The following is a 16,577-nucleotide window of genomic DNA, read 5'->3' on the forward strand; positions in this document are numbered from 1 at the left end:
TTTAAAAAAGCTTGACTAGTTTTAGTCAAGCTTTTTAACTTCAGATTTTATAGCATTTTATAATAAATTTAAAATATTTCTAACACCTGTGTGCATATTTTCACTATAATACTAAATAAAAAGGAGAGTATGCATGCAAGAGTTGAATTTTCAAAAATTTAGTAATGAAAGAGCACTTTTTAAAGTAAGCAATTTAGATATATCTAACTGCTCTTTTGAAGATGGCGAGTCGCCACTAAAGCACTCACAAAACATCAACTTAATCCACTCAAATTTTAAATACAAATACCCCATTTGGTATTCAAAAAATATTAGTCTAACTGAATGCACTTTATTTGAAATGGCTCGTGCTGGAGTGTGGTATAGTAGTGAAATTTTATTTGAAAACTGTATGATTTTAGCGCCTAAAATTTTTCGTAGGTCAAAAAATATAACGCTTAAAAACACAAACCTAATTAATGCCAGTGAAACACTTTGGAACTGTGATGAAATTTCATTACAAAATGTTGTTGCAAAGGGCGAATATTTTGCTATGAATAGTAAAAATATGACAGTAGAAAATTTAAGTTTGTATGGTAATTATAGTTTTGATGGTTGTGAAAATTTAGTTATCACAAACTCGAAAATTATTTCAAAAGATGCCTTTTGGAATTGCAAAAATGTCATTGTGAAAGACAGCTATATAAGTGGCGAATATATAGGCTGGAATAGCGAAAATTTAAGCTTTGAAAACTGTGTGATAGAAAGTATTCAAGCGCTGTGTTATATTAAAAACTTAAAGCTTATAAACTGCCAAACACCAAGCACCACACTTGCATTTGAATACTCAAGCGTAGATGCACAAATAGATGGCGAAATTTCAAGTATTTTAAACCCAATTTCTGGCACAATAAAAGCAAAAAATATCGGTGAATGCATAATGGATGAGCTAAGTAAAGTTAAGATCATAAAGGGATAAGATGATAAATTTTGATGAGATAATAGATAGAAGCAATACAAACTCAAGCAAATATAGTTGCGAGCCTGATGTGCTTCCTATGTGGGTTGCGGATATGGATTTTCGTGCTCCACAGCCTATATTGGATGCACTTCAAAGTCGTCTTGAAAATGCCATACTAGGCTATACAAGAACACCAAAAGAGTGGGCAAGTGTTCAAAAAGAGTGGTGGTCTCGTAGACATGCGGCTGAATTTGATGAGAGGGATTTTATATTTTGCACAGGCGTTATACCAGCACTTTCAACATCTGTGCGTCGTTTTACATCGCCAGGCGATAGTGTTTTAGTTCAAACTCCAGTTTATCATGTGTTTTTTAACTGTATAAAAAATAATGGCAGAAATGTACTTGCAAGTGAGCTTATTTACGAAAATGGTGAGTATAAAATCGACTTTAATGACCTTGAAAATAAACTTGCGCAGCCGCTTACAACGCTTTTTATTCTTTGTAATCCACATAATCCAGTCGGCAAAATTTGGAGTAAAGATGAGCTGGCTAAAATAGGTGAGCTTTGCAAAAAGTACGGTGTTATAGTTATTTCAGATGAGATTCACTGCGATCTGGCTGATCCTAAAAAGCACTACACTCCGTTTGCCGCAGCCAGTGAAATTTGTAAAAACTTAAGCATTACCTGCGTAGCTCCTACAAAAACCTTTAATATAGCTGGTATTCAAACCGCAAGTGTTATAGTGCCAAATGAGCTTTTGCGCCAAAAGATGGCAGCAGCTATAAATTACGACGAAGTGGGGGAGGGTAATGCATTTGCCGCACTTGCGACTATCACGGCTTACACAAAGTGCGATGAGTGGCTTGAGAAGCTAAGGGCTTATATATTTGAGAATAAACGCATTGTGAGTAAGTTTTTACAAAATGAAAACTTAGGTATAACTCTTGTAAAAAGTGAGGCAACATACTTGCTTTGGCTTGATTGCTCGCAAATTTGTGAAAATTCCACAAATTTACAAAGATTTTTGCTTGTAAATGCAAAGCTTTGGTTAAATGATGGTAACATTTATCGCCCTAATGGAAGTTTTTTGCGTATGAATATCGCTTGTCCAAAAGCTACTCTTCTTGAAGGACTAAAAAGGTTAAAGGCTGGAATTTTGGCTTTTAATAAAACAAAATACTATAGTTAATAATATAATATGAGAAAGATTGAGCTTTTTATAGCAAAAAAATTTGAACGAAATTTTAGACTTTATCCCAAAGATCGTCGCAGAGTCAAAAAAACTCCTAGTCTTAAAAATTCTCAATCTTTTATGCTTTCTCGTTACATTAAATATAAATACAAGCTTAAAGATAATATCTGTATCTCGCATAAGAAAAATTTCTGTGTTATTGCAAAATTTAAAGGCAAAATCGGTGTTGATGTAGAAGAGCTAAAAGAGAGAAATTTCAGCGCTATTATGGACTTTTGTTTTAGTGATGATGAGAGAAAAATCGTACTAAATTCCAAGGATCAAAAGCTTACATTTTATAAAATTTTTACACTAAAAGAAGCTTATATAAAGTTTAAAAGATTAGATTTTACTTACATAAAATCAGTGAATTTTAATGAAACTTTAAGTATAATAGATACCTATTTTATAAAATTTGATGATTTTTTAATAACAATAATCACAAGGAAATTTCGTGAAAGAGGTGGATGTTTTAGTTGTTGGGGCTGGTCCTAGCGGTTCGATTTGTGGTGCTATTTTAAATAAAAATGGTTTTAAAGTTTACTGTGTTGAGAAAGAGCATTTTCCACGCTTTGTAATAGGTGAAACTTGTTGCCAAACCGTATGAACTATATTCAAGAAGCTGGCTTTTTAGAAGCAGTGAATTCTTATGGATTTCAGTATAAAAATGGTGCAGCATTTAGTTGGAATGATGAGTATAGATATTTTGATTTTTGTGACAAGACTACATCTAGGCATGGTACGACATTTCAAGTTGTGCGTGGCGAATTTGATAAGATATTGATAGATGAAGCTATAAAACAAGGCGTGTTGGTAGATTTTGGTATTGAGGCCAAAGGTATTGAGTTTAAGCCAGAATGTGTTTTAACAACGCTTAGTAATGGCGAGCTCGTTCGTTCAAAATATATAGTTGATGCTAGTGGATACTCAAGAGTTTTGCCATCGATGCTCGGACTTGAAGTAAAGAGTCATTTAAGCCCTAAAAAAGCATATTTTACCCATATAGCAGATAAAATTTCAGAACCACTTTACGATAGAAATAAAATTCTCATCACAACTCATCCAGAGTATAGAAATGTTTGGTTTTGGCTTATCCCGTTTAGCAACGGAAGATGTAGCATAGGTGTGGTTGGCGAAGATGAGTATATAAAATGCAAAGGGCTTGATGAGCTTGAAACGCTAAAAAACATGTTTATAAGGCACCCATGTTAAAGCGCTTACTAAAAGATGCTGTTTGGGATACGCCCGCTAGATATATTGAGGGGTATTCAAAAAATGTGAGTAAGCTTTATGGAGAGCGCTTTATAATGCTTGGTAATGCGACTGAGTTTTTAGATCCAGTTTTTAGCTCAGGTGTTACTATAGCTATGCACTCTGCTTCTCTTGCGGCAAAATGTCTTTGTAAAATTTTAAAAAACCGAGAGTGCGACCTTGAAGAAGAGTATGCAAAGCCTTTGATGTTTGGTATTAATGCATTTAGGACTTATGTTGATGGCTGGTATGATTGCAGTTTTCAAGATATTATATATAATGGCAAAAACCATCAGATAAAACGCAACATAAGCTCAATACTCGCAGGATATGCCTGGGATGAAAATAATGTTTATGTAAGGCGTAGTGATGAAGCTTTAAGGGCACTTTGGGAGTATTGTAAGTGAAATTTTGGCTAGTTTGTCTTGCTATATTTTTTGCTGGATGTACTCAAAAGATAAATACACCAGAACTAAGCTTTACCCAAAAAGAATTTATCATAACAAGTAAAAGCGATGAAAATAGACTTGTGGTAAGCAACCAAGATGGTATCTATCGTTTTGTGATGTTTAACTCTTTTGGTGTGCCGGTGTCAGATAAAGAACTTAGGGATGGTAGATTTAAAAGTGTTAAGTTTTTGCCTCCAAATGGCGAACATGACCAGCTTTTTTTAGGTATTTTAGAAATTTTAAAAGCTAATGCAAAAAAAGCACAAGTAAAAACCACTCAAGATAGCTACGGGGTTGCTCTTGTATATTAGTTTGCCACGAGTTATTAGCCCTTTTGGAAATGAAAACGACCTTTTTTTAGCCTGCGTAAATGGTAAAAGATCTCTCGTGTATGAGAGTTTTTTGGGTAAAAATATGCTTGTTGGTCGCATAAATTTTAAACTCGCTGAGTTTGGTAAAAATACAGAGCAAAGATATAAAACAAGAACGAACCAAATCTTACTATCAGTACTTTTGCCCCTACAAAGCGAGATAGATAAGCTTGTTAGAATTTATGGTACCAGTCGCATAGGTGTTGTTATAGGAACAACTACGACAGGAGTTGAGGAGAATTACGAAGCTTTTAAGGGCAAGGACTTTGACTCAAAAAAGATCGTTTTAGATAAAAACTCACTTTCTAATCCAGCAGAATTTGCGCGCAAATTTTTAGGACTAAAGGGGATTTGCTTTGGAGTTTCTACTGCTTGTACTTCTGGTGTAAAGGCTTTTGCCTGTGCAAAAAATTTTATTGATCTTGGTATTTGTGATGCTGTGGTTTGTGGTGGAGTTGATAGTCTAAATTCTCTAACCTTGCATGGTTTTAACTCTCTTGGAGTGCTTTGGGATCAGCCAAGTATGCCTTTTGATAAGGATAGAGAGGGTATAAATATCGGCGAAGCGGCAGCGTGTTTTATAATGTGTAAAGATGAAATTTATGACTATAAGCTAAGTGCGATCGGTGCAAACTGTGATGCTTTTCATATTACTCAGCCAAACCCTGAAGCCAGAGAGCAAAGTTTGCTTATTGACTCGCTTTTAAATAAAGCCAAGCTAGGGAATGTGGATTATATAAATCTTCATGCAACTGGAACATTGGCAAATGACTCTATGGAGGCAAAGGCTATAAATTTAACCTTGCCAAATACCCTTGCAAGTGGCATAAAAGCAAATATAGGGCACACTTTGGGTGCAGCTGGCGCAGTTGAGACTGCTGTGTGCATTCTTGCTATGCAAAACTCCATTGCGCCTATGCAGATATTAAATGAGCTAGACACCACGCTTCCAAAGATAAATTTGGCTACAACAAGTATTAAAAAAGAGATTAGGAGCTGTTTGAACTTATCTTTTGCATTTGGCGGAGATAATGCAGCTATGATTTTGGAGCGCGTATGAGTTTTAATATTAAACTTCCACATACTGGTAAAATGGTATTAATAGACAAGATAGAGTCTGTAGGTGAGAATTTTATAATCACAAAAAGTATTATAAAGGAGGATAATGCTTTTTTAGATAATGGTGTATTTTATACATATAAAACCGTTGAAATTATGGCGCAAAGCCTTGGAGCTTTTAAAGGTGCGTATGCTAAAGATGACTTTGCATTGGGCTTTTTGCTTGGTGTTAGGGAATTTGAAATTTTAACACCTTTTTTAAATATTGGCGATGAGCTTACGATAAACTCACAAATTTCTATGCAAGATGAGAGTGGTTTTGGTGTTTGGGGTTCGCAAATATTTGTTAAGAAAAATTTAGTCGCTAAAGCTACTTTAAGTGTTTTAAGCCCACAAAAGCAGATGTTTTTGGAGATAAAAAATGGATAAAAGAGTTTTGATTACAGGTTGTTCGCGTGGTATTGGCAGGGGAATTGCTCTTTGTTTGGCAAAAGCTGGATATAAGATAGTTTGTAATGCTAGGCGAAAAAGTGATGAACTGGAGCATTTAAAGACTGAGCTTGGCAAAAATTTTAGTGCTGAGCTGATTTTTGATGTAAGCGATACTGTGGCCGCGAAAGAGCAAATTACCAACGATATAGAGCAAAACGGCGCTTATTATGGTGTTGTTTTAAATGCTGGTATTATCTCTGATAATACATTTGTTGCTCTTAGCGATGATGAGTGGAAAGATGTAATTAATGTAAATTTGCATAGTTTTTATAATGTTTTACATCCTGCATTAATGCCTATGATTAGACTTAAAAGACCAGGCCGTATAGTTGCCATTAGCTCTGTAAGTGGAGTTATGGGAAACCGTGGACAAAGTAATTACGCTGCTAGTAAAGGTGGTCTTGATGCGGCTATTAAAAGTTTAGCTATTGAGCTTGCAAGTAGAAATATAACTGTAAATTCTATTGCTTGTGGAGTTATACAAACAGATATGACAAGTGAAATAAATGAGGATTTTATAAAATTTGCAGTTCCTGCAAGGCGTGCTGGTAGAGTTGATGAGGTAAGCGGTGTTGTTGAGTTTTTGCTTAGTGATAGTGCAAGCTATATCACTAGACAAGTTATAGGTGTAAATGGTGGATTATGCTAAATAGGGTTTTTGTAACTGGTTATGGTTTTGTAAGTGCTTTTGGTAAAAGTTGGCAGGAATTTAAAGCAAATTTGGACTTATCAAATAGTGCGGTTAAATATATGGATGAATGGGATAAATTTAAGGACTTGACAACAAAGTTAGCAGCTCCTATTGAAGGATATTTGCCGCCAAAAGAGTGGGATAGAAAGCAGCTTAGAAGCCTTGGTCGTGTATCTTGTTATGCTGTTGAAGCGGCTGGACTTGCGATAAAAGATGCTGGATTGTGTTTTGATGAAATTTCAAGTTTTGGTGTCGCAAGTGGTTCAAGCACTGGAAGTACCGATGCCATAGCTTCTATGGCAAAATTAATTTTACACGGTGAAAGTGATGCAAACGCAAATACATACATAAAAATGATGCCTCACACAACAGCTGCAAATATAGCACTTTTTTACAAGCTAACAGGTCGCATTATTCCAACATCAAGCGCTTGTACATCCGCATCTCACGCTATAGGGTATGCTTATGAGAGTATAAAATATGGAATGTGTGAGGCAATGATAGCAGGCGGAGCAGAGGAGCTTTGTGTAAGCGAAGCATATGTTTTTGATACCCTTTACGCCACAAGCACTAAAAACAGTGCCCCAAAAACAACACCAGCACCATTTGATAAAGCAAGAGATGGATTGGTTCTTGGTGAGGGCGGCGCATATATTATTTTAGAGAGTGAAGCTAGTCTAAAAAAGCGCAAAGTAAAGCCTATAGCTGAGATAGTAGGCTTTGGCTCAAACTGTGATGGAACTCACATAACTAGACCAAACGCAACGACTATGAAAGAGGCTATGGTACTTGCTTTAAAGGATGCTAAAATTTTACCAAAAGACATAGGTTATATAAATGCTCACGCAACGGCAACAAAACATGGCGATATAGCCGAGAGTATAGCTACAAATGAACTTTTTGGTCAAAATATATCGATCAGTTCACTAAAGGGGCATGTAGGACATACTCTTGGTGCGTGCGGGGCGCTTGAGGCTATAGTTAGTATATTTATGATGAATGAAGAGGAGTTTTATCCGACTTTAAATTTAAAAAATGTAGATAGTGAGTGTGCAAATTTAAAATATTTAAAGGAAAAAACAAATATCAAAACAGATTTTATTATGAGTAATAACTTTGCTTTTGGTGGAGTTAATACAAGCTTGATATTTAAAAAAATAGACCAATTTTAAGGGAAAATATGAAAAAAATTATATTTATTGCACTATGTGCATTATTTGTTGTTGGTTGTGCTAAAAACGACCCAAAACATCCTGTTGTTGCAAAAGATGGCTCTAATGACATCATGCGCCTTTCGATACAAGACGCCTTAAACTCTGATCTTGCAAAACAAAAGCTTGATGGAAGTGTAAAATTTGTATTTGGTAGCGGAGCAAATGGTGATATCATAAGAAAAAACCTTGTCGCAAACAAAAAGACAAATGGTGTTGGAAAAGATGATGTTATAGCTTGCCAGAGAGCTTTTGTGTCAGCGCTTATAACATTTCAAGAACGCGCAAAAAGCGAGAGCGGAAGTAAGGCTATAAATTTAGTAAGTTACTTTAAAAAGAAAGAGCTTAACAGCAAAACCGAGTTTGAATGTGCGGTTGGAAACATTATGGTTGGTGTTGCATTAAAAGGTGATATCGCAAAGTGAAACAAGTAGCTAGCTTTAACATAAAGCAGTTAAATATACTTACTTTGGGGCTTGAGAAAGATTGTGAGGCTAATGTTTTGCGTGTTGCGCCATTAGCAAGACGCAGACTTAGTCAGTGTGCTAAATTTTCATTTGGTGCTACTGCTGATTTAGATTTAGATCAGCCGATAGTTTTTAGCTCCTATCTTGGTGAGATAAATCGTTGTTTTGACCTATTAAGCACACTAAAAGATGAGGTATCGCCAACATCTTTTAGTCTTTCTGTCTTAAATGCTGTTGCGGCTTTGCTTAGTATAGAAGATAAAAACCATAATGAAATTTTAGCTATTTCGGCACCTGCAAGTTTTGAATATGGCATCTTAAATGCTTTGAAATTTGATAAGGCTATAGTTATTAGTTATTTTGAAGGTGTTAATAAGGACTATTTTAAGAGTGATCCGTTTTGTATAGCAATTGCAGCTTCTATAACAAAAGGTGATGAGTATGTGCTTTCATTTGAGCCAAGCGATAAGCCTTTTGAGATTAGTGAATTAAATGTTTTTAAAAATTTTAACAAAAATACCTCTTGGACAACAAGCGATGGAGCCCTAACTTGGAAGTGGCAAAAAATATAGCAAGGGTTATTAGGGCTGCATTTTTGTATATTACCTTTGGGTTTATTTGCTTATGTGGCGATTTTATTTTTATCATTGTTGTACTGCTTGGACTAAATAAAATTGCTTGTGTAAGAATGTCATGTAGAGAGCTTGTTAGAATTTCTTGGGGACTTTTTATTAAGATTTGTATCTTTACGGGTTATTTAAAGCTTGAGTTTGATCCTTTGGGGCTTGGATGTAATGGCGAATTATTAATAGCAAATCATCCATCACTACTTGATGTTGTATTTTTTCTAAGCAGCGTTAAGAATTTAAACTGTGTTGTAAAGGCTGAGCTTGGTTCAAATATCTTTTTAGCATTTGCCATAAAAGCATGCGGATATATCTCAAATAAAGATAATGAAAAGCTTTTACAAAACAGTTTAAATTCCCTGAAAAATGGAGAAAGTTTGTTGATTTTCCCTGAAGGAACTCGCACAAAAGATGAAATTTTATTTCACAAGGCGCCATTTTTTATAGCTATTAAAGCGGCAAAGATTATAACCCCAGTTATTATAAATATGCAGCCGCGCAGTCTTAGAAAAAATGAAAAATGGTACAATGTCGCTCAAAAAACGATAAAATATGAATTTATCAAAAAGTCAAGCATAACTATCGCTAGCTTTAACCAAAATAGAGCTGATCCGGTACGCGTAAGGCTTTTAATGCAAGAAATTTTAGAAATTTATAAGGAGTTAAAATGATAGATGAAGTTAAGGAATTTATTATAAAAAGTCTTAATCTGTCAGATATTCGTGTCAGCGATATCGATACAGATGCGCCACTTTTTAATGATGGACTAGGTCTTGATAGTGTGGATGCGCTTGAACTTGGCTTAGCTATCCAAAAAAAGTATGGCATAGTGCTTGATAGTAAGAATGAAAATTTAAAGCAGATTTTTTCAAATGTAAGAAATTTGGCTGAGTTTATAAAGGAGAATAAAAATGTCTGAAAAAGAGATATATGAAATTTTAAAAAACGCACTTATAACATTGTTTGAGATAGATGAAACAAAGATAAGTCCAGAAAGTTTGATATATGAAGAGCTTGAGATAGATAGTATAGATGCTGTTGATTTGGTTGATCATATAAAGAAAAAAACAGGTTATCGTTTAGAGCCAGAGGATTTTAAGGCTGTAAAAACTATTGATGATATAGTAAAAGCGGTAGCAAAAAAGCTTGAAAATAGCTAAATTTGCACTTATTATCGTTAGTATTTTTTATCCATTTACGATAGTTTTTGTGCTAGAGTATAGCCATATCATTGTGGCTACTCTTTGCATTTTATGGGGTGTGAGATATTTTTTTGAGAGACAGAGATTTGCTATTTTTGTAGCAATTTTTTTTATTTTTACTTTTTTTGTTAGCTCATTAAAATTTGCCTATCCTGTTTTAATAAATTTGGGTCTGTTTTTTACTTTTTTAATTAGTCTAAAATCAACCCCAATCATAACACGAATAGCTCTTTTAAAGGAGCCAAATTTAGATGAAAATGGCATAAACTATACAAGAAAATTAACTAAAATTTGGATCTATTTTTTTGTTTTTAATGCCGCTTTATCGCTAATTTTTGCGCTTTTAAAAGATAAAAGTATATGGGCTTTTTATTGTGGTGTTATCTCGTATGCGTTAATTGCTATTTTATTTTTTGGAGAAATTTTATATAGGAGATATGTTTTAAAGGTATGATAAATCTTGAAAAATATAACGATAAAATATCAAGGGCAGTTAGGTTTTTAAATGATGAAAAGCCTAAAAATATAGAAATTTATATAGAGGATAGTGATGAGTTTATAATAGCTTTTTTTGCAGCTCTAGCTCTTGATCTAAAACCACTTGTACTAAGCACAAACTTAGCTCAAGATGGAGCATATTTTATTAATGATTTAAATAAAATTTTATCCAAAGATGGTTTAGAGTTTGAGCTAAAAGATGATGCTATATTTTATCTAAAAACATCCGGAAGCAGTGGAGAGGCAAAGCTTATACAAAAAACTCTCTTACAAATGAAAAAAGAGGCGCTAGCACTTGCTAATAATATAAAATTTGGAGATGAGTTTTTAGCAAGCGTAAGCCATCAGCATATGTTTGGACTTACATTTAAAATTTTTTTACCACTCGTGCTTGGAGTAAAGATCGAGCCTAAGTTTTTAAATTATCCCGAGTTTATATATGAAAAAGATCTAAAAAATAAAACATTAATCAGCTCTCCAACTCTTTTAAAAGCACTACTTCAAAGTCCAAAACGAACAAAACTAAAAGATTTAAAAAATATCATATGTGCTGGCGCAAAACTAGAACAAGACTTAGCAAGAGAGCTAAAAACACTAACTTCTTATATAAATATCTATGGTAGTACTGAAACTGGTGTTGTGGCAATCGATAACGGTAGCGGGCTTAGTAGTTTTGATGGTGTTAGTGTCACAGTGGATGAGAAAAGTTGCCTTGTTGTAAAATCATCACCTTGGTGTGAGTATTTTGTAACTTCTGATGTCGCAAAAATTGATGGGCAAAATATCGAGCTTTTAGGTAGATTTGATAGAATTTTAAAGATAAATGAAAAACGAATAAGCCTAGATGCGCTTGAGGCGTTGATAAGAGCACATGAGTTTGTTGATGAGTGTATTTGCGGACTTAGTGATGCTAAAGCAGATCGTATAAGTGTTGTTTTCGTCCTTAGTGAGCTTGGCAGTCAAAATTTTAGAGAATACGGCAAAAAAGGCGTTTGTGATGCTTTAAAATTACATCTTAAAGATGAATATCAAAACAATGTAAGACATTTTAAAATAGTCTCTAAAATACCAAAAAACTCACAAGGTAAGATACAAAAACAAGATTTTTATAAACTTTTAAAACACAATGAAACATTTGAGTTTATACAAATTTCTTTAAGCCAAGATAGGGCGGTTTTTAGTGCGGATATTAAGCCGTCATTATTTTATTTTGACGGCCATTTTGTTGATTTTGCCTTAGTGCCAGGCTTTATACAGCTTGAGTGTATACAAAAGTTAGCAGGAGCTTTAAATATTAACTTAACTCAAGCAAAGATGATAGAAGCTGTTAAATTTAGCGGCTTTTTGCGTCCAAATGATAAGGCGATTTTTGAGCTTTGGATAAAAAATGAGAAGCTATATTTTAGTATCAATAATGGTGAAAAAATTTGTGCAAGTGGACGAATATGTATAGGTTAGCTTTTATTATACCACACTTTAATCATAGTGAAAAAATAGAACTTTTAGTAGATATTTTATTAAAATTTAAAGCTGAAATTTTAATAATTGATGATGGCTCTAGTGAGTTTCATAGGCAAAAGTTAGCTTGTTTAAATGCCAAAGTCATCTATCGCGATAGCAATGGCGGAAAGGGAGCAGCACTAAAAGATGGCTTTTTTTATTTAAAACAAAATGGATTTACTCACGCATTTCAAATCGACGCTGATATGCAGCACGATCTTACAAATTTGCAAGACTTTATAGAGCTTAGTATGCAAAATCCAAAAGCACTTATCTGCGGTGCTCCAGTTTATGGTAGCGATGCTCCAAAATCAAGACTTTACGGAAGAAAAATAACAAATTTTTGGGTAGCTATAAACACTCTTGGCTTTAATATAAAAGATGCTATGTGCGGACTGCGTATTTATCCTGTTGATATTACTTGCGAGCTTTTGCAAAAGTGTAGAGCCAATAGAATGGACTTTGATATCGAGATTATGTATTTGCTCTATAAAAATGGAGTGAGCCCTTTGTGGCTTGATGTTTTGGTTTGTTATAAGAATGACGGTATTTCACATTTTAAAGCTTTTAGAGATAATGTACTTATATCTAAAACTCATGCTATACATTTTTTTGCTTTGCCAAAATTTATCTTAAAAAGGTTTTTAAATGGCTAAAATGTGGTGGCAACAAAATGAGCGTGGAGGCAAGTTTTTGTTAAAACTTACGCTATTGTTAGTTACATTTGTGCCAAATTTTGTACTCAAACCTATAGTTTTTTGTGTTAGTTTTATATATTATATATTTTGTAAAAACGAACGAGACAACATTAAATTTTATCTATCTTTGCTTAAACAAAGAGGCATCAGCGTACGCAGTGCTTTTTGGAATTTTTATGAATTTGCGATGAGTATTTGTGATAAGTTTAAAGCTTGGCTTGGTAAAATTAAGCTAAATGATATAAATATCGTTGATATTAATGCGATTAAAAAAGAGTTTGTATCTCAAAGTCGTGGACGGATTTTGGTGGTAAGTCATTTTGGCAACATCGATATAGCCCGCACACTTTCAAGTGAGCTTGAATGGCTTGATATCACTATACTTATGTATACAAAGCATTCAAGCGAGTTTTTTAAAATTTTAAATGAAGTTAGTAAAACCCCAGTTAAGGTACTTGAGGTAGATGAGCTTGATGTGGGTGCTATGATAAAAATAAAAGAGATAATTGATCAAGGTGGGCATATTGGTATTATGGGTGATCGTGTAAATATTAGCGGAACAAAGTCTGTGAGTGTGTCATTTTTGGGCAAAGAGTGCGAGTTTCCAATGGGTGCTTTTATCTTGGCTGGATTGCTTAAAACAAAAGTTAGTACATTTTTTACTTTTAAAAGTGATGACATTTATCATATCAGTTTTTTGCATATAGCAGATGAGGTAAGCCTAGGAAGAGATAAAGAAACAAGCGTAAAGCCTTATCTTTTAAGATATGTTAGGAGTTTGGAGCAAATGTGTGAGCGATATCCGCACTATTTTTTTAATTTTTATGATTTTTGGCAGGTTAAGAGATGATAGATTTTACCTATGAAGTTAAGGTTGAATTTTATGATGTTGATAGTATGGATGTTGTTTATCACGGTAACTACGCTAAATTTTTAGAAACTACAAGATGTGCTTTTTTATCATATCTTGGTTATGACTATAATTCATTTAGATCTGATAAGATCGTTTTGCCAGTTATAAAAATGGAGTTTAAATTTATCAAACCAGCTAGATTTACAGATGTTTTGAGTGTGAAGTTATTTGTTGATGATTATGTTACGACTTTAAATTTAAGATATGAAATTTATAAAGATAGCGAGCTTATTTGTAAGGCAAAGACAGTACAAGCTTATGTGGATTATGAGAAGATGATAACACTTTTTGAAATTCCAACCAATTTTTTAAATGCTTTAAGGGTGAAGTATGAAATATAAAATTTTTCTGTTTTTAACATATTGTTTTGCTTTTTGTTTTGATGTAGATGAGCTTGCAAAATTTTTAAAAGGCGATATTTTAGGTGATTTTAATCAAACAAAAAGCATTCTTGGTTTTGAAAAAAATATTACAAGTAGTGGCGAGTTTTTATTAAAAGATGAAGAGTTTATTTTAAATACAACTAAGCCTATAAAAAACAGCACAAAAGTGGATAAAAATGGTGTTTTTATCCTGAAAAATGGGGATTGGATAAAAAATGAGAGAGCTATTGACTTACAGATCTTTCTAAGTCTAATAAATATAGATGCGGCTGCGCTTAAAAAGGAATTTGAGACAAGTTTAAGTGGTGATAAAGATGATTGGAAACTTGAGCTTACTCCAAAAGGATTTATAGTGTCTAAAATCTTTAAAAACATAGAAATTTGGGGCGATAAATATGTTAAAAAAATACGCCTTACAGAGACAAATGGTGATATTACTCAGAGTGAATTTAGCGTAAAATGAAAAAAACACTTGCTGTATTTTTTCTTCTATCAATTGTTTTTTTAGGCTATATTTTTAATCAAAAAGATAGAATAAATAGCGATCTTTTTACTATTATAAATAGTGAAAAAAGTGAAATTTTTAAAACTTTAAATACAAATTTAGCAAATGAAGTAAATATGCTTTTTAGTAATGAAGAGTCGCTTAAAATGGCTATTGAATTAGCTAGAGAGTTTGAAATATTTAGTGACTTTTTATATAAAGTTGATGAGATAGAGGGGTTTAGGAAAGAGCTAAATAGAGCAAAACTGGCACTATTTAAAGGTAAGATAGATAGTGAGTTTTTGCAAAATTCTCTTGAGCAAATTTATTCACCATTAAGTACTAGAGCGCTTAATGCAAGAGATGATTTTTTTAATTTATCAAGTAACGCAAGCATATTTTTGCAAAACTCAAATATAAATATAGAGTCACAGACTGGGTTTTTAAAGACTAAAGATGGTGCCTTTATATATGCAAAAGCGACCCTTAAAAATGGATATGATGATAAGCTGTTGTTGAAATTTTATAATAAACTAAAAGACAAAGATGTGCTAATTAGTTCAGGTGCTATATATGCGGCTTTTGGAAAAGAGAGTGGACAGATAGAGAGTGTAAAAATAGGTATTATAGGTACCATAATAAGTATAGTTTTTTTACTGCTTGCTTTTGGAAATTTAAAGATATTTTTTGTATTTTTGGCCCCTATTTTTGGTCTTTTATCAGGGCTTTGTGCTTGTTTTTTATTTTTAGAAGATATTCACATTTTAAGTATTGTTATTAGTACTAGTTTGGTTGGGCTTATGCTTGATTTTAGTTGCAGTTGGCTTGGATTAAATATAGGCAAAAAAATACAAAGCTCAAGTATCAAAAGCGTTTTTAGGCTATTTTTGCTTGCTCTTTTTGTAACAGCAAGCGGATATTTATTGTTTTTATTTTCTCCTATGCGATTTTTACATCAAATAGCTATATTTTCAATATTTGCATTGATCGGAGCATTTTGTGTGAGTTATTTTTTATTGCCAAGATTATTAGATGGCACAACCTTTAATCAGGGTAAATTTTTTACATCTTTTTTAAATAGTATTGAACAATTTTCCTTGCAAATCTATAAAAAATTTAGCAAAAAAACATTTTGGTTTATTTTAGTTTTTTTATCTTTTGCTTCAATTTTTGTTATATTTAGGAGTAATTTTCAAGATGACATCAAAAACTATGCTTCTCAGCCAACCAAACTCATTGAACAAAGCATTAAAATATCACAAACAACTGGTGTTGGGAATGAATTTAGGCTTATTTTGGCAAAACCAGAAGTTCAAGAGCGATTATTAAAAGAGCTTTATAAAAACTTATTAATAGGCTCTCACAACTCCCTTTATGCACTAATAAATGATGAAAAAACACAGCAGGATATAAAAGATAAGCTGGCTACTCTTTTAAAAGATAGGCAAAATTTGGCTATGTTTGATGGTTTTGACATTGAGTCTGAGATTTTAAAGCTTGAGATAGTGCCACAAAGTGAGCTAAAGGAGTTTAAAATATTAAAAAATTTTAGCTTATTTTTTGATAATCCTGACATTATCTTGCTTTCAAAAGTGCAGAAAAATGAAAAATTTAATGAAATTTTATCAAGATATAATGCTCAGTATTTTGAACTTACCACATCTATGAATGAAAATTTTACAGCTATTAAAGCAAATGCTTTAGTTCTTAAAATTTATGCCTTTTTGCTTGCGTTTGTTATATTGTGGATCTGCCTTGATCTTAAAAAGGCTCTCGTTGTGATCGGTGTAACATTTGTGAGTGCCGTAATGACGCTTGGGTTATTTTGCATATTTGGCGATATGAATATATTTGTTATATTTGGGACAATTTTAGCTAGTGCTGTTGGAGTTGATTACTTGCTTTTTGCATATAAAAATGGTGAAGTTAAAGGCAGAATTTTGGGGATAGTAGTTGCTTGTGGAACAAGCATGATAACATTTTTAGTGTTAATGCTTAGCTCAACTCATGCTGTGTTTAGTTTTGGGGCCAGTGTTAGTTTTGCTATATTTTTAAATATGCTGTTTGCTTGCGCTTTAACTTACCAAAAATCAAGATGAGCTAGTTTG

General features: G+C 33.1%; 22 protein-coding genes. All 22 read left to right on the forward strand.

Translation table 11 applies throughout. The annotated features are described in order from the left end of the window. The first annotated feature begins 133 nt into the window (after nt 1-133). The 22 genes from U5B17_RS09185 to U5B17_RS09290 all read left to right on the forward strand — a co-directional run bounded on the left by U5B17_RS09185 (nt 134) and on the right by U5B17_RS09290 (nt 16,568). The gene (locus U5B17_RS09185) at nt 134-958 is read left to right on the forward strand and encodes a DUF3737 family protein (RefSeq protein ID WP_430805052.1); all 825 of its coding nucleotides are present in this window, start codon (nt 134-136) and stop codon (nt 956-958) included. Between the two features lies 1 nt (nt 959). Beyond that, nucleotides 960-2,132: a MalY/PatB family protein gene (locus U5B17_RS09190; protein WP_430805053.1), complete on the forward strand. Its 1,173-nt coding sequence runs from the start codon at nt 960-962 to the stop codon at nt 2,130-2,132. A gap of 9 nt (nt 2,133-2,141) precedes the next feature. Then, nucleotides 2,142-2,669 carry a 4'-phosphopantetheinyl transferase family protein gene (locus U5B17_RS09195; RefSeq protein WP_430805054.1) on the forward strand — a complete coding sequence of 176 codons (528 nt, stop codon included), beginning with the start codon at nt 2,142-2,144 and terminating at the stop codon, nt 2,667-2,669. Then, nucleotides 2,629-2,781, forward strand: coding sequence for an FAD-dependent monooxygenase (locus tag U5B17_RS09200; protein ID WP_430805055.1), 153 nt, complete (start codon nt 2,629-2,631; stop codon nt 2,779-2,781). Before U5B17_RS09195 ends, U5B17_RS09200 begins: the two co-directional genes overlap by 41 nt. Continuing rightward, a complete protein-coding gene (locus tag U5B17_RS09205) occupies nt 2,763-3,386 on the forward strand; it encodes an NAD(P)/FAD-dependent oxidoreductase (protein ID WP_430805056.1) in 624 nt (207 codons plus the stop codon). Before U5B17_RS09200 ends, U5B17_RS09205 begins: the two co-directional genes overlap by 19 nt. Continuing rightward, nucleotides 3,380-3,832 (forward strand): NAD(P)/FAD-dependent oxidoreductase, encoded by a 453-nt coding sequence (locus U5B17_RS09210; protein WP_430805057.1) that lies wholly within the window; start codon nt 3,380-3,382, stop codon nt 3,830-3,832. Before U5B17_RS09205 ends, U5B17_RS09210 begins: the two co-directional genes overlap by 7 nt. After that, nucleotides 3,829-4,185, forward strand: a complete 357-nt coding sequence (locus U5B17_RS09215; RefSeq protein WP_430805058.1) for a hypothetical protein — start codon at nt 3,829-3,831, stop codon at nt 4,183-4,185. Before U5B17_RS09210 ends, U5B17_RS09215 begins: the two co-directional genes overlap by 4 nt. Next, the gene (locus tag U5B17_RS09220; RefSeq protein WP_430805059.1) at nt 4,175-5,305 is read left to right on the forward strand and encodes a beta-ketoacyl synthase N-terminal-like domain-containing protein; all 1,131 of its coding nucleotides are present in this window, start codon (nt 4,175-4,177) and stop codon (nt 5,303-5,305) included. The genes U5B17_RS09215 and U5B17_RS09220 overlap by 11 nt, the downstream gene beginning before the upstream one ends. Then, on the forward strand, nt 5,302-5,733 hold the full coding sequence (locus tag U5B17_RS09225) for a hotdog family protein (RefSeq protein ID WP_430805060.1): 432 nt from the start codon (nt 5,302-5,304) through the stop codon (nt 5,731-5,733). Before U5B17_RS09220 ends, U5B17_RS09225 begins: the two co-directional genes overlap by 4 nt. Continuing rightward, nucleotides 5,726-6,445, forward strand: coding sequence for a 3-oxoacyl-ACP reductase FabG (gene fabG / locus U5B17_RS09230; protein ID WP_430805061.1), 720 nt, complete (start codon nt 5,726-5,728; stop codon nt 6,443-6,445). The genes U5B17_RS09225 and fabG overlap by 8 nt, the downstream gene beginning before the upstream one ends. Then, nucleotides 6,439-7,659, forward strand: a complete 1,221-nt coding sequence (locus tag U5B17_RS09235) for a beta-ketoacyl-ACP synthase (RefSeq protein ID WP_430805062.1) — start codon at nt 6,439-6,441, stop codon at nt 7,657-7,659. The genes fabG and U5B17_RS09235 overlap by 7 nt, the downstream gene beginning before the upstream one ends. A gap of 8 nt (nt 7,660-7,667) precedes the next feature. Next, nucleotides 7,668-8,123: an excinuclease ABC subunit A gene (locus tag U5B17_RS09240; protein WP_430805063.1), complete on the forward strand. Its 456-nt coding sequence runs from the start codon at nt 7,668-7,670 to the stop codon at nt 8,121-8,123. Beyond that, nucleotides 8,120-8,737 (forward strand): beta-ketoacyl synthase chain length factor, encoded by a 618-nt coding sequence (locus tag U5B17_RS09245; protein WP_430805064.1) that lies wholly within the window; start codon nt 8,120-8,122, stop codon nt 8,735-8,737. The genes U5B17_RS09240 and U5B17_RS09245 overlap by 4 nt, the downstream gene beginning before the upstream one ends. After that, nucleotides 8,722-9,462, forward strand: a complete 741-nt coding sequence (locus U5B17_RS09250) for a lysophospholipid acyltransferase family protein (RefSeq protein WP_430805092.1) — start codon at nt 8,722-8,724, stop codon at nt 9,460-9,462. The genes U5B17_RS09245 and U5B17_RS09250 overlap by 16 nt, the downstream gene beginning before the upstream one ends. Beyond that, on the forward strand, nt 9,459-9,710 hold the full coding sequence (locus U5B17_RS09255) for a phosphopantetheine-binding protein (RefSeq protein ID WP_430805065.1): 252 nt from the start codon (nt 9,459-9,461) through the stop codon (nt 9,708-9,710). Before U5B17_RS09250 ends, U5B17_RS09255 begins: the two co-directional genes overlap by 4 nt. Next, on the forward strand, nt 9,703-9,951 hold the full coding sequence (locus tag U5B17_RS09260; protein ID WP_430805066.1) for an acyl carrier protein: 249 nt from the start codon (nt 9,703-9,705) through the stop codon (nt 9,949-9,951). Before U5B17_RS09255 ends, U5B17_RS09260 begins: the two co-directional genes overlap by 8 nt. Nucleotides 9,952-10,443: 492 nt before the next feature. After that, the gene (locus U5B17_RS09265) at nt 10,444-11,949 is read left to right on the forward strand and encodes an AMP-binding protein (protein ID WP_430805067.1); all 1,506 of its coding nucleotides are present in this window, start codon (nt 10,444-10,446) and stop codon (nt 11,947-11,949) included. Beyond that, a complete protein-coding gene (locus U5B17_RS09270; protein WP_430805068.1) occupies nt 11,937-12,647 on the forward strand; it encodes a glycosyltransferase family 2 protein in 711 nt (236 codons plus the stop codon). Before U5B17_RS09265 ends, U5B17_RS09270 begins: the two co-directional genes overlap by 13 nt. After that, nucleotides 12,640-13,539, forward strand: a complete 900-nt coding sequence (locus U5B17_RS09275; protein WP_430805069.1) for a lysophospholipid acyltransferase family protein — start codon at nt 12,640-12,642, stop codon at nt 13,537-13,539. Before U5B17_RS09270 ends, U5B17_RS09275 begins: the two co-directional genes overlap by 8 nt. Further along, on the forward strand, nt 13,536-13,943 hold the full coding sequence (locus tag U5B17_RS09280; protein ID WP_430805070.1) for an acyl-CoA thioesterase: 408 nt from the start codon (nt 13,536-13,538) through the stop codon (nt 13,941-13,943). The genes U5B17_RS09275 and U5B17_RS09280 overlap by 4 nt, the downstream gene beginning before the upstream one ends. Then, the gene (locus U5B17_RS09285) at nt 13,933-14,448 is read left to right on the forward strand and encodes a LolA family protein (RefSeq protein ID WP_430805071.1); all 516 of its coding nucleotides are present in this window, start codon (nt 13,933-13,935) and stop codon (nt 14,446-14,448) included. Before U5B17_RS09280 ends, U5B17_RS09285 begins: the two co-directional genes overlap by 11 nt. Further along, the gene (locus U5B17_RS09290; RefSeq protein WP_430805072.1) at nt 14,445-16,568 is read left to right on the forward strand and encodes an MMPL family transporter; all 2,124 of its coding nucleotides are present in this window, start codon (nt 14,445-14,447) and stop codon (nt 16,566-16,568) included. Before U5B17_RS09285 ends, U5B17_RS09290 begins: the two co-directional genes overlap by 4 nt. Nucleotides 16,569-16,577 lie beyond the last annotated feature (9 nt).

The sequence above is a fragment of the Campylobacter australis genome (genome assembly GCF_050586305.1).
Lineage (GTDB): Bacteria > Campylobacterota > Campylobacteria > Campylobacterales > Campylobacteraceae > Campylobacter_A.

Coding starts and splice junctions, on each gene's coding strand:
- U5B17_RS09235 (WP_430805062.1), top strand. CDS start 6,439: ATGCTAAATAGGGTTTTTGTAACTGGTTATGGTTTTGTAAGTGCTTTT.
- U5B17_RS09285 (WP_430805071.1), top strand. CDS start 13,933: ATGAAATATAAAATTTTTCTGTTTTTAACATATTGTTTTGCTTTTTGT.
- U5B17_RS09190 (WP_430805053.1), top strand. CDS start 960: ATGATAAATTTTGATGAGATAATAGATAGAAGCAATACAAACTCAAGC.
- U5B17_RS09210 (WP_430805057.1), top strand. CDS start 3,380: ATGTTAAAGCGCTTACTAAAAGATGCTGTTTGGGATACGCCCGCTAGA.
- U5B17_RS09290 (WP_430805072.1), top strand. CDS start 14,445: ATGAAAAAAACACTTGCTGTATTTTTTCTTCTATCAATTGTTTTTTTA.
- U5B17_RS09270 (WP_430805068.1), top strand. CDS start 11,937: ATGTATAGGTTAGCTTTTATTATACCACACTTTAATCATAGTGAAAAA.
- U5B17_RS09255 (WP_430805065.1), top strand. CDS start 9,459: ATGATAGATGAAGTTAAGGAATTTATTATAAAAAGTCTTAATCTGTCA.
- U5B17_RS09265 (WP_430805067.1), top strand. CDS start 10,444: ATGATAAATCTTGAAAAATATAACGATAAAATATCAAGGGCAGTTAGG.
- fabG (WP_430805061.1), top strand. CDS start 5,726: ATGGATAAAAGAGTTTTGATTACAGGTTGTTCGCGTGGTATTGGCAGG.
- U5B17_RS09225 (WP_430805060.1), top strand. CDS start 5,302: ATGAGTTTTAATATTAAACTTCCACATACTGGTAAAATGGTATTAATA.
- U5B17_RS09185 (WP_430805052.1), top strand. CDS start 134: ATGCAAGAGTTGAATTTTCAAAAATTTAGTAATGAAAGAGCACTTTTT.
- U5B17_RS09260 (WP_430805066.1), top strand. CDS start 9,703: ATGTCTGAAAAAGAGATATATGAAATTTTAAAAAACGCACTTATAACA.
- U5B17_RS09195 (WP_430805054.1), top strand. CDS start 2,142: ATGAGAAAGATTGAGCTTTTTATAGCAAAAAAATTTGAACGAAATTTT.
- U5B17_RS09280 (WP_430805070.1), top strand. CDS start 13,536: ATGATAGATTTTACCTATGAAGTTAAGGTTGAATTTTATGATGTTGAT.
- U5B17_RS09240 (WP_430805063.1), top strand. CDS start 7,668: ATGAAAAAAATTATATTTATTGCACTATGTGCATTATTTGTTGTTGGT.
- U5B17_RS09275 (WP_430805069.1), top strand. CDS start 12,640: ATGGCTAAAATGTGGTGGCAACAAAATGAGCGTGGAGGCAAGTTTTTG.